At 49.1% G+C, this 14124-nt stretch carries 1 protein-coding gene; it reads right to left on the bottom strand.

All coding sequences use genetic code 11. From position 1 onward, the window contains the following. Positions 1-3 precede the first annotated feature (3 nt). A complete protein-coding gene (locus tag AAFF35_RS20000) occupies positions 4-14094 on the bottom strand; it encodes a hypothetical protein (protein WP_342328306.1) in 14091 nt (4696 codons plus the stop codon). Positions 14095-14124: the final 30 nt, after the last annotated feature.

A 14124-nucleotide genomic window follows, 5' to 3' on the forward strand; every position in this document is an offset into this window, starting at 1 on the left:
CTATCATTTCAAACAGCGTAAAGACCCCCCGTTCGATTTATAGGTCTGCGCATAATTTGTGGTCATCAACAAACTCGAAATATCGGTCATCACGAAAGGCTGGGCAAAGGGCCCATAGCTAGCTTGGCTCATCTGGTTTGTACTCCAGTAAAGACCGGTTTTACCACGCGTATCCATCAAGGCCCCTGCCGTATTGTTCAGGTATCCTGCATTGTGCAGTTTCAATACCGAATTGTAAACATCCACATCTTTCGCCCAGAATTGAGGCGAAGCATCTGCAGCTGTCCATTCCGCAGCCGTAGGAATTCTCCATCCGGACCCCAGCAATAAGGTACATGGATCTTTCGCTGTTGTCCAGTCTGAATTGTCTGAAATATCCGTCTTCCATGGCATCGTCCCAGTCGTTGCAGGAATCTTCGTCCCGTTATTATACTCATAACCTTGCGAACGGTTAAACTGCCAATACCAGCCTGCCGCAGCCGGATTCGGGTCTGTCGCTGAAATTGCCTGTTCGGATGCCCCCAGGTTCTGGGTGATCCAGCAGCGCGGAGATCCGGTAATGCTACTGCTCACTGTTTTATAGGTAATCGTTTTGTCGACCGCCGCTCCGTTTACACCTGCCTGATGAACCACTGTCAATGGATTACAAATCTTGAAACTACTCGTTACAGGACTGTAAACAGTACCCACCGCACTGATGGCATAAGCACGGACATAATAGATTGGTCCTTCTTCCAAGCCGGAAAGGACACCCGTAAATTCGCCTGTTCCTTTACCGTTATCTATATTTTTATTGCTGGTTACCGTTGGAAGGATTTCGCTGCTGCTCCAGACCAAACCATGTTCCGTCACAGGGGAAGTTCCCGCCAGACTTACTGTAGCAGTTCCTGCCGCAGTCGCACTGGTCATTCCCGAAACCGGGAGGTCTACATTGCTCACCGATGGCAATGTTTCGATTACTTCATCACGAACACAGCGAACAGCCATTCCTAATGCTTTGTCGATATCACCGGCGTTTACCGCACCATTGTTGTAAAGCCCTTTTCCAACCGATACGCTGTTCCCCATGGTACTGCTCCAATAATAACCAGTCGCACCACGCCCGGTTAAAGTACCTCCTGCCAGGTATCCTGCGCCATGTATTTTCAATGCCGAGTTGTAGGTATCTGCCTGTGTATCCCAGTTCTGAGGAACAGCCTCTGCAGTGGTCAATTCAAATCCTGTTGGCAGCCTCCAACCGGACCCTAGCAGCAATACACAAGGATCTTTTGCAGGAAGCCAATTCAGGTTCTCACTAATCGGCGTAAGCCATGGTGCCATGATAGCAGATGGCGTACGTGTCGTTCCATCATGCTGATAGCCCTGAAGCCTGTTAAACTGCCAATACCAACCCGCACTAGCCTCCGTAGCATCAGTGGCACTGCTTGCCTGCCGGTCAGCACCCAGGTTCTGCGTGATCCAGCAGCGCGCGGCTCCGGAAATATTGCTGCTTACCGCACCATAAGTAACAGTCTTACTTACCGGTGCCCCGTTCAATCCTGCCACATGTATCGCGGTAACAGGATTACAAACTTTAAAGCTGTTCACCTGTGGACTGTAAGCCGTACCCTGGCTGTTTGTAGCATAAGCACGTACATAATAAGTTGGCCCTTCAGCCAGGCCCATCAGGGTAATTTTAAAGCTTCCCGTATCTAAACCATTGCTCAGCACCTGATCACTAAGTGAAGGCAGGGAGTTGCTGGTGCTCCATACCAAACCACGAGCAGTCAAGCTTGCCCCTCCGTCAGAAACCACGGTAGCAGATCCTTCAGCAGAACTTTCCTTCATTCCTGAAACCGGAATGCTCACATTGGTCAATACCGGTTTAGACAATACCACCGCATCGCGAAGACAGCGCAGAGGCATTCCATTTGCCTTATAATTAGTAGAATAATTTCCGGTTACCACTGCACTGCTGGAACTGTTCATCTGGAAAGAATTGGCCAGGGAGCTAAGTCCTGATGAGGGTGCAATCTGATTACTGCTCCAATAAAATCCACTTTTACCCCGTACCTCTGCCAGTAAACCAGTGGTATTCACCAGCCATCCTGCATTGTGGAGTTTCAATACCGAATTGTAAGCATCTGCATCTTTCAGCCAGTATTGAGGAACAGCATCTGCTGTTGTCCATTCTGTAAGCGTTGGAATCCTCCATCCCCCGCCTAAAAGCAGGTTACATGGATCATTCGCTAAGGTCCAGTCTGAATTTTCAGGAATGTCTGTTCTCCATGGTGTCCAGGCATTTGCTGCAGGAGTCCTTACTGTCCCCTGTACGTCATAACCCTGAGCGCGGTTAAACTGCCAGTACCAGCCTGCCGCAGCCGGATTGGCATCCGTCGCTGAAACTGCTTGCTCGGATGCCCCCAGATTCTGGGTAATCCAGCAACGTGGAGCGCCGGTAATGCTGCTGCTTACCGTTTTATAAGTAATCGTTTTGTCGACCGGAGCTCCGTTCAGTCCGGCCTTATGAATCGCTGTAAATGGATTACAAATCTTGAAACTGCTCGTTATGGCACTGTAAGCAATTCCCACAGCGCTGATGGCATAAGCACGGACATAATAGGTTGGTCCTTCCGTTAAACCTGAAATGACACCGGTAAATGCTCCTGTTCCTTTGCCGCTATCTATAATTTTATTGCTGGTTACCGTTGGAAGGATTTCGCTGCTGCTCCAGACCAAACCACGTTCCGTCACAGGGGAACTGCCTTCCGGAGCTACCGTCGCTGTTCCTGCAGCAGTCGCACTGGACATTCCGGAAACCGGGATGTCTACATTGCTCACAGATGGCAATGTGGAGGTCACCTCATCACGGATACAACGGACCGCCAGTCCCTGTGATTTGTCGATATCACCTGCGTTTACCGCACCATTGTTGTAAAGTCCCTTCCCAACAGATGCATTATTGCCCATGGTACTGCTCCAATAGTAACCACTTGTACCGCGCCCGGTTAAAGTGCCTCCCCCTGAATAAGAGAGATATCCTGCACCATGTATTTTCAATGCCGAGTTGTACGTATCGGCCTGCGTATCCCAGTTCTGTGGAGGTGCTTCTGCCGCGATCAATTCCAATCCTGTTGGCAGTCTCCAGCCGGAACCCAGCAACAAGATACAAGGGTCCTGTGCAGGAAGCCAATTCAGGTTCTCACTAATCGGCGTAATCCATGGCGTCCAGGCATTGGATGGTGTCCGTGTCGTTCCATCATGCTGATAGCCCTGAAGCCTGTTAAACTGCCAATACCAGCCCGCACTCGCCTCCGTAGCATCAGTGGCACCGCTTGCCTGACGGTCGGCTCCCAGGTTCTGGGTGATCCAGCAACGCGCTGCTCCGGAAAGGTTACTGCTAACCGTTCCATAAGTGACCGTTTTACTCACAGGTGCCCCGTTCAAGCCTGCCTGATGGATCACCGTAAATGGATTACAAATCTTAAAACTATTCACCTGCGGACTGTAAGCCGTACCCTGGCTGTTTGTAGCATAAGCACGTACATAATAAGTTGGCCCTTCAGCCAGGCCCATCAGGGTAATTTTAAAGCTTCCCGTATCTAAACCATTGCTCAGCACCTGATCACTAAGTGAAGGCAGGGAGTTGCTGGTGCTCCATACCAAACCACGAGCAGTCAAGCTTGCCCCTCCGTCAGAAACCACGGTAGCAGATCCTTCAGCAGAACTTTCTTTCATTCCTGAAACCGGAATGCTCACATTAGTCAATACCGGTTTAGACAATACCACCGCATCGCGAAGACAGCGCAGAGGCATTCCATTTGCCTTATAATTAGTGGAATAGTTTCCGGTTACCACTGCACTGCTGGAACTGTTCATCTGGAAAGAATTGGCCAGGGAGCTAAGTCCTGATGAGGGTGCAATCTGATTACTGCTCCAATAAAATCCACTTTTACCCCGTACCTCTGCCAGCAAACCAGTGGTATTCACCAGCCATCCTGCATTGTGGAGTTTCAATACCGAATTGTAAGCGTCTGCATCTTTCAGCCAGTATTGAGGAACAGCATCTGCTGTTGTCCATTCTGTAAGCGTTGGAATCCGCCATCCCCCGCCTAAAAGCAGGTTACATGGATCATTCGCTAAGGTCCAGTCTGAATTTTCAGGAATGTCTGTTCTCCATGGTGTCCAGGCATTTGCTGCAGGAGTCCTTACTGTCCCCTGTACGTCATAACCCTGAGCGCGGTTAAACTGCCAGTACCAGCCTGCCGCAGCCGGATTGGCATCCGTCGCTGAAACTGCCTGCTCGGATGCCCCCAGATTCTGGGTAATCCAGCAACGTGGAGCGCCGGTAATACTGCTGCTTACCGTTTTATAAGTAATCGTTTTGTCGACCGGAGCTCCGTTCAGTCCGGCCTTATGAATCGCTGTAAATGGATTACAAATCTTAAAACTGCTCGTTATCGCACTGTAAGCAATTCCCACAGCGCTGATGGCATAAGCACGGACATAATAGGTTGGTCCTTCCGTTAAACCGGAAATGACTCCGGTAAACGCTCCTGTTCCTTTGCCGCTATCTATAATTTTATTGCTGGTTACCGTTGGAAGGATTTCGCTGCTGCTCCAGACCAAACCACGTTCCGTCACAGGGGAACTGCCTTCCGGAGCTACCGTCGCTGTTCCTGCCGCAGTCGCACTGGACATTCCGGAAACCGGGATGTCTACATTGCTCACAGATGGCAATGTGGAGGTCACCTCATCACGGATACAACGGACCGCCAGTCCCTGTGATTTGTCGATATCACCTGCGTTTACCGCACCATTGTTGTAAAGTCCCTTCCCAACGGATGCATTATTGCCCATGGTACTGCTCCAATAGTAACCACTTGTACCGCGCCCGGTTAAAGTGCCTCCCCCTGAATAAGAGAGATATCCTGCGCCATGTATTTTCAATGCAGACTTATAGGTATCGGCCTGTGTATCCCAGTTCTGTGGAACCCCCTCTGCTGTGATCAGTTCCAATCCTGTTGGCAGTCTCCAGCCGGAGCCCAGCAACAAGATACAAGGGTCCTGTGCAGGAAGCCAATTCAGGTTCTCGCTAATCGGCGTAATCCATGGCGTCCATGCATTGGATGGTGTCCGTGTCGTTCCATCATGCTGATAGCCCTGAAGCCTGTTAAACTGCCAATACCAGCCCGCACTCGCCTCCGTAGCATCAGTGACACTGATCGCCTGCCGGTCAGCACCCAGGTTCTGGGTGATCCAGCAACGCGCTGCTCCGGAAAGGTTACTGCTAACCGTTCCATAAGTGACCGTTTTACTAACAGGTGCCCCGTTCAAGCCTGCCTGATGGAGTACCGTAAATGGATTACAAATCTTAAAACTGGTTGCCACAGTACTATAACCCGTTCCGTTTTTATTGGTTGCATAAGCACGAACATAGTAAGTTGGTCCTTCCGACAAACTGCTAAGTGTGCTGGTAAAACTCCCCACCCCCTGTCCATTACTCAATACCTGGTCGTTGATTGTGGGAAGTGGATTGGTGGTACTCCATACTAAACCACGTACTGTTGCCGCTGTACCTCCATCAGAAACCACGGTAGCAAACGCTTCAGCAGAACTTTCCTTCATTTCTGAAACAGGAATGCTAACCTCGCTCAATACGGGTTTAGATAAAACAATGGTATCACGAAGACAACGTAATGTCATGGCATTTGCCTTATAATTGCTGGAATAGTTTCCAGTTACCGCTGCACTGCTTGAACTGTTCATCTGGAAGGAATAGCCCATTGAACTGGCACCTGACGCGCTAATCTGATTACTGCTCCAGTAAGCACCACTTTTACCCCGTACCTCTGCCAGTAAACCAGTGGTATTGACCAGCCATCCTGCATCGTGTAATTTCAGTTCAGAGTTATAGGCATCTGTATCTTTTACCCAGTTTTGAGGAGCTGCATCTGCTGTTGTCCATTCTGTAAGCGTGGGAATCCGCCATCCTCCACCTAAAAGCAGGTTACATGGGTCATTCGCTAAAGTCCAGTCTGAATTTTCAGGAATGTCTGTTCTCCATGGGGTCCAGGCATTTGCCGCAGGAATCCTGACAGCACCCTCTATTTCATATCCCTGTGAACGGTTAAACTGCCAGTACCATCCTGCTGCAGCCGGACTGGCATCGGATACCGCTGTTGCCTGCTGATCAGCACCCAGATTCTGGGCAATCCAGCAACGTGCAGCTCCTGAAATGTTTGTGCTTACCGTTTTATAGCTGATTGTTTTATCTACCGGTGCGCCATTGAATCCGGCTTTATGGATCATCGTAAATGGAAGACAAATCTTGAAGCTCGTCACAACCGGGCTATATCCTGTACCCGCACTATTGGTCGCATAAGCACGGACATAATACGTTGGGCCCTCTATCAGTTCCTTCATCGGCAATGTAAAACTACCTGTCCCTGTTCCCGCATCAATCACCTTCAGATCATTGATCGTCGGAACCGGATTTTTTGTACTCCAAACCAAGCCGCGTTCCATCACATCAGCCTTTCCATCGGAAGTCACTTCGGCAGAACCTTCTGCTGTAATATCCGTCATGTTGGCGATCCTGACATTACTTACTGAAGGTGGGATTGCAGGTGTATTTAAACTATCCAGTGCCCCGTAGGCAGTACCCACACTATTTGTCGCATAGGCCCTGAAGTAATATTTCGTCGCAATGGTCAATCCGGTCATGTTACTTACAAAAGCACCTTTCCCGGCACCATTGTTCGTTTTGGTTGCCAGCAGGATGGTTGGATCTTTCAACAGACTCCAGCAAATCCCACGGGAGGTAACCGCTGCCCCTCCATCACTAGTGATCTCTCCTCCACTTACCGCGGAAGCGGTTAAAATCTCCGTCGCAGGACTGGTCGTCAGCTTGGGAAGATCTAATGTCGTTAAGCTATCCAGGTTTCCATAGCTGGTACCCAGGCTATTTGTTGCATAGGCGCGGATATAATATTTCGTACCGGTAAGCAATCCCTGGATGTTCGTCGTGAATCCGGAAAGCCCCGCACCATCAACAGATTTTGTGGATACTGCAGTTGTCGGATTCGTTTCGGTACTCCAGCAAAGCCCTCTTGCGGTGACTGGCATCCCACCATCACTACCTACAAAACCACCGGAAACGGCAGCATTGCTCAGAATGGAAGTTGGTTTATTTGTTGTTACCGTTGGCAAGGTTGGTGTGGTAAAGCTGGCAGGTGCCGGACTAAACCCTGTACCTGCGACATTGACGGCATAAGCCCAGAAATAATACCTCGTGCCTTCCGTCAGGCCATTGATGCTCATGCTAAAAGGCGCCGTTGTTCCTACCGAAACCAAACTATCCGGATGCAAAGGCAAGACCGGTGTTTTGGCCAGCTTGCTCCAATAGAAACCACGGTCAGTGACTTCATCTCCTCCGTTTTTCGTTACGCTTGCCGATCCGTCTGTACCTGTCATTGTCGGTTTGCTCAGCGTCACCATGCTTACCGTAGGAAGCGCAGCAAGAGTCACAAAGCTCAGTTCATTCCCATAAATTGTTCCCTTCAGATTGGTCGCATAAGCACGGACATAATATTTGGTGCCCGGTGTTAATCCGGAAAAAGGAATAGAGAAATTCCCGATCCCACCTGCAGCATGCTGCAGATATGATCCGGCCTGTATCACCGGATTCGGATTCAGGCTCCAGCAAATTCCGCGTGCCGTTACCGGCATGCCGCCATCGTCAGTAATATCACCGCCAGCTATAGCTGCAACGCTGCTGATCCCGCTTACCGTATTGGTAAGGATCGTTGGCAACATCACTTCCAGACTACTGAAGGCCACTTCACTACCATAAGTGGTACCTACCGCATTTGTCGCATAAGCCCGTACATAATAGGTAGTTTTATCAGTCAATCCTTTAAGTTGCGCCACAAACTTACCGATGCCGGTGGTCGTATTGTCGACAGTCTTGGTGCTCAGCGCAATGGTCGGACTGCCTGTGGTATTCCAGGTTACTCCTCTGCTGAGGATCGGCGTTCTTCCATCATCGGTAATATCGCCCCCGCTGGTTGCAGTGGTTGCTTTGATATCAGTTGCCATTGTCGTCACTGTCAGTGTTGGATAGGCATTGGTTAGAAAGCGTTGTTCCAGTCCATAGGCAACCCCGATTTTGTTCTGTGCGTATGCCCTTACATAGTATAAAGTATTCGGTAACAGGCCTGTCATCGTTCCGCTGAACGGATCCAGTCCAATCCCGTTATTGGTCTTGCTGTCATTAATGGTAGGATTGGTCCGGATACTCCAGCAGAGTCCTTTCAGCGTTACATCGGCACCTCCATCGCTGGTAATGACCCCACCGCTTTTAGCTGTGGTTCCGGTCAGCTCAGTCGCTTCATTTGTGCTCAGGATCGGTGCGGTTGGGAATAAGGTTACGGTAACCTGATTCCCGTAAGCCGTTCCGACGCTATTGCTGGCATAAGCACGGACATAGTAAGCCATACTTAAGTTTAAGCCGGTCACTTCGCTGGTAAAAATTCCTGTTCCGGTACCGTTGCTTGTTCTCTTCTGCGTTTCGGCATCCGGATTAAAATTACGGTCCAGACTCCATACCACACCTCTTGAAGTGATCGCTGCGCCCCCATCTTTACTGATGTTTCCACCTGTGGTGGCCGAAGATTTCGAAGAAGGGGTAATATAAGTTGTGGTCAGTGCAGGCAAGATCGCAGGTGTGGTAAAGGTCAGTTCATTTCCATACGCCGTTCCCTGGTTATTGGTTGCATAAGCCCGCACATAATATAAAGTTACCGGCTCCAGTTTCGTGATGGAACTTCTGAAGCTGTTTTCTGTGCCACTATCATGACTCGTCTGCTGAGGTGTTCCTAATGTAGGATTTGGACTGGTACTCCATACCACTCCCTGATTGGTTACCAGGGTCCCTCCGTTACTCAGGACAGTTCCTCCGCCTGTTGCCGTAATCCCTGCAGAAGAAACAGCCACTGCAGTGGTGCTTACTGTTGGAATGATCAAGGTGGTAAAGGACTGTTCATTTCCATAGGCTACACCTACACTGTTCAAGGCATAAGCCCTCACATAATAGGTTGTGCCAGGTTGTAAATCAGTCATATTGCTGCTAAAACCTCCATTGCCTGTTCCCGGCAGCATGGTTTTATTTCCGATTAAAGTATCTGGTCTGAATCCTGACTGTGTACTCCATACCAATCCTCTTGTCGTTACCGCTGCACCGCCATTATCGGAAATATCTCCTCCCGACCATGCCGTAATCCCTCCGATTCCGGTAGCTGCTCTTGTGCTTAAAGTAGCCAGTACCGGAGGATCAGTGATGAAACTGAGCAGGTTCCCATAATTCGTTCCGGCTACATTGGTGGCATAAGCCTGAACATAATAGGTGGTATTGGCTTTTAAATTTTTGAGTGTGCTCGAATACACACCTCCTCTGCTGCCATTGCTCGTTCTGTTGACAGAAACCGTATCCGGATTAAAGACCGGCAACTCAGACCATACCACACCCCGGTTGTAGACATTTGAACCGCCCTCATCAGCTATATCACCACCGCTAAGGCCTGAAGTACTTCCGGTGGGACGGGCAAATACGGTAGTCAATACCGGAAGCTGAGGGGTAATGAAACTTACCGTATTGCCATAGGCGATGCCGGCACTATTGACCACATAGGCACGTACATAATAAGTGGTATGTTGTTTTAAACCATTTAACCGGGCAGTAAAGCTTCCCGTAAAATAACCCGTTTCTGCCGTTTTATTCAGGCTGATGGTATCCGGGTTAAAATCAGGCTGTACGCTCCAATATACCCCTCTTGTGGTTACAACCGCACCACCATGGGTTAAAATCGTACCTCCGCTTTTAGCCGTTGTGGTAGAGGTCGCTTCCGCCGCCTCGGTAATTACCGTTGCCAGAACGGGAGGAAGTGTGGTAAAGCTTTCGGTTTCTCCGTAAGCAGTTCCCACTGCATTTGTCGCATAAGCGCGGACATAATATCTTGTACTTCCCAGCAATTCGCCGATTTTATTGGCAAAGCTGCCCATGCCAATTGCATTTGAAGTATGGTCATTCGTCAGGATCGGATTTACGGAGGTATTCCAGCAAAGACCGCTCGCCAGAACTTCAGTTCCGCCGTTATCAGAAATATTTCCACCACCAAACGCTTCTGTACTCGTCACCGTTCCCTGTGGAATGGCGGCGGTGCTGACTAAAGGCAGATTAAAAGTCGTAAAACGCTCTTCATTAGGGGCATAAGAAATGCCGGCGCTATTCGTTGCAAAAGCCCGGACATAATACGTCATTCCAGGTAAAAGATCCTCCATGGTCATGGCAAAACTCTGGTTTCCAAGTTCTGTGATCCTGCGGGTAGCTACGGCTTCAGGATCAAAACCACTGCTGGTACTCCATACCAAACCACGGTCCGTAATTGCCGCTCCTCCATTGTGCAGAATCGTTCCGCCACTGATTCCGGTAATGCCTTTCAAACCACTTCTGGCAGGAGTTGTGTTGAGCCTTGCCAATACCGGAGGCGCGGTTACAAATGACTCTACCTGTCCATAAACGGTCCCTGCGCTATTGGTCGCATAGGCGCGGATATAATATTTGGTACTTCCAAGTAAGTCTTTTAAAGCATGAATAAAGTTCCCGATTCCAGGTCCGCTGCTCGTATGCGGATCTTCGATTGTCGGTAAGCCTGCGGTACTCCAGCAAATCCCGCTCGCGGTTACTGCGGTACCACCATCACTGCTGATGTTACCGCCACTGTTTGCCGTATTTGCCGTAATTGCTGTTGCAGGTAAAGTGGTCAGCGTCGCTGTAGTGGCCGTTGTAAAGATCAGTTCATTTCCATAAACCACCCCGATCTCATTTACCGCATAAGCACGGACATGGTATTTAGTAAGTGGCGTTAAGCCCGTCATGAAAGCAGAGAAAGTCCCTCTTCCGGAACCGCTTTCCTTAGCGCCGTCGGTAATCGTTGGATCAGCACTGGTATTCCAGCAAATCCCTCTTGAACTTACCGGGCTTCCCCCTTCATCAGAGAGTTCTCCGGTACCCATTGCCGTTACGCCGCCAATCTGATCTATCGACACTGTGTTTACCGTTGCCAGTCCCGGAGGCGGGGTGACAAACGTTTCTGTATTCCCGTAAACGGTCACCGAATTATTGCCTGCATAAGCACGGACATAATATTTGGTACTTCCTGTTAATCCGGTCATTCTGATCACAAAATTTTCCGAAGCAGATCCGCTACTGATGAAGAAATCTGAGGTAGTCGGATTTGGACTGGTACTCCAGCACAGACCACGATGCGTAACGCCCGCACTTCCCGAAACAAGGATGGCACCGCCACTCTCTGCAGTACTGTTGGTAACGAGTGTCACCGGAAGCGTCATCAGGCTGATGTTTAATGGCGTGATGAAACTTCTTTCCACGGTATAAGCTGTGCCTTCGCTATTCGTTGCGTATCCTTTTGCATAATATACTGTTCCCGGTGTTAAGCCGCTCAGCTGTGTTCTGAAGTTTCCAATGTCATTTGGATTTACCGTAACCGATTCTGCATTCAGGTAACTGATCCGGTCGATACTGTAAGCAATCCCTTTGGAAAGGATCTTTGCCCCTCCATTGTTGAGCATCGTGACATCTCCCGTAGCCTGGGTATAGGTAATATTGTAAACAGCAAGTGAGGAAGAAGCCAGAACAGGTGGCTGAGGTGCTGAGGTATGGAATTCCAGTAAATCCCCATAGGCAGTTCCAAACCTGTTTGTTGCATAAGCACGGACATAATAGGTGGTATTTCCCATTAAGTTTTTCATGAAACTCTGGAATGTTCCGGTGGCAGCACCATCATTGGTCATTCCTGCCGCAGGATCATCTGCCGGATCTCCGGTGATGCTCCAATGAATCCCTCTGGCCGTAATATCTGCGATGCCGTTGGCGGAAACAATACCACCACCGGTTGCCGTCATATTGGTAATCGCGGTAACCGCTTGTGTGCTCACTATAGGCAGCTCGGGAATCAGGCTAAAGGTCTTGTCCTCTCCATAAGCCGTGCCGACTATATTCGTCGCATAAGCCCTCATGTGATAGACCGTATTCGGTAACAATCCAGTCAATACCGTACTAAAAATCCCTGTACCATTTCCATTGGTACTCACCGAGCCATTTCCAATCGAAGGATTCGGTTCTGTGCTCCAGCAGATTCCACGGGCTACCACCTGTGATGCGCCATCCTGAAGCACCTGACCTCCTGCTTTTGCGGTATTGTTAAAGAAAGAACCTGCAGATAGAGTCCGCACTACCGGATAATCCGCAGTGCTGAAAACTTCCTGGTTTCCGTAAGATATGCCCACATCATTTACCGCATAAGCGCGGACATAATAGGTTGTTCCGGGAACAAGGCCCGTCATTGGAAGACTAAAATAGCCAATTCCATCTCCCGACATGACCTGTTCATTTTTTGTCGGAAGGTCCATCGTTGGCAACGCTTCCTTACTCCAGCAAATTCCGCGCAGGCTAATCGACGAACCTCCATTATGAATGATCAGTCCGCCGCCGAAGGCGGTGATTCCGGTAACCGAGTTCACTTTTTCTGTCGTAATTCTCGCTAAGGAATTCGTGATAAAACTCGTTTCACTTGTATAAGAAGTTCCGGCACTATTTGTGGCATAGCCTTTGGCATAGTACGTTGTTCCCGGTATCAGATTGGTCAAATCCGCGATAAAGACTCCTACATCCGTTGGATTTACTGTGGCCGATGTTCCATGAATCCAGCTGATGCGGTCAGTACTCCAGGCAAAACCTTTGCTGGTAACCACTGCACCACCGTTATTCAGGATATTTACACTTCCTTTTGCCGAGTTATTGGTTACATCGGTCACGCTGACCGTAGCAGAACTCAATAAAGGAGGTACTGCCGGAGGTGTCGTAAATTGCAATAAATTACCGTAAGCAATCCCCTGGGTATTTACCGCATAAGCCCTGACATAATAAGTTGTATTTCCCAGCAGTCCTACAATTGAACTCGGGAAGAGGCCTACACCATAACCATCATTCGTCATCACAGCGTCCTTATCATCCAGCGGATCTCCTTTTACGCTCCAGCGGATTCCACGTGCAGAAACCGGACTTCCCCCATCGTTCGTAATGTCTCCGCCACTGAAAGCAGTGATGCTGGAAATCTCCGTTATCGGAAGGGTAATGATCGTTGGAAGATCAAAGACAGTTTTAAAAATCAGGTCTTCACCATACACGGTTCCCTGGCTATTCGTGGCATATGCCCGGACATGGTAAACCGTATTTGGCATCAGGTCTTTCATCGTTCCGGTAAAAACACCCAGACCGCTACCTGTTACTGCCGTACTTGTTTTTGTACCCAGTGAAACATCCGGATTGGCATTCGTGCTCCAGCAAAGACCAACAATGCTAAAATCTGAACCCGCATTACTGAGGGCATTTCCATTTCCCGTAGCCGTAGTCCCCTTAATGTCTGTTACGGCAAGTGTAAGCACCTCTGCCGCACACCTTAAATCCTGCCAGGCGGTTCCATCATAATAACGGATCAAGCGCGATACCGCATTGATGTAAAACGAACCTTTACTTACCGTAGCTGCTGCCGGTTCATTGCCCAGCACCGGAAGTTTGAACGCTTTCAGGTCTTTCCCTGCTGCAAAACCTTTATTTTCTGATAAATTACTCTTTTGAAGATCCTGAATCTTCGTCCAACCCGCTCCATCATATATCATGGCCGCTTTATTCGTGGAGGAATAATAAATGACCCCTTGTTCTCTGGCCTGATCAGGATGACTACTCAGTACCGGTAAATAGGAAATCCCTTCTTTCACCATAAAATAATCCCCGGCAGTCACCGTTCCGATCGTATTCGTACACAAACTTTCCCAGGCAATCCCGGTATAGATCAATGGTTTTTCCTGTACCGTACTGTAAATGAGCATCCCCGTTTTAGGCTGCGAAATACTGGTTTGATCCAGCACGGCCAAAGTCGGAATTCCATTTAAAACACTAAAATGACGTTGTCCGGAGGCAGCATTTCCGATAAACAGTAAACATAAAAACACGGAATAAAGGAAACTTTTCAATACAGGTAAGCTTTGGCTACGGTTAATTTA

It is taken from the genome of Pedobacter sp. FW305-3-2-15-E-R2A2 (genome assembly GCF_038446955.1).
Lineage (GTDB): Bacteria > Bacteroidota > Bacteroidia > Sphingobacteriales > Sphingobacteriaceae > Pedobacter.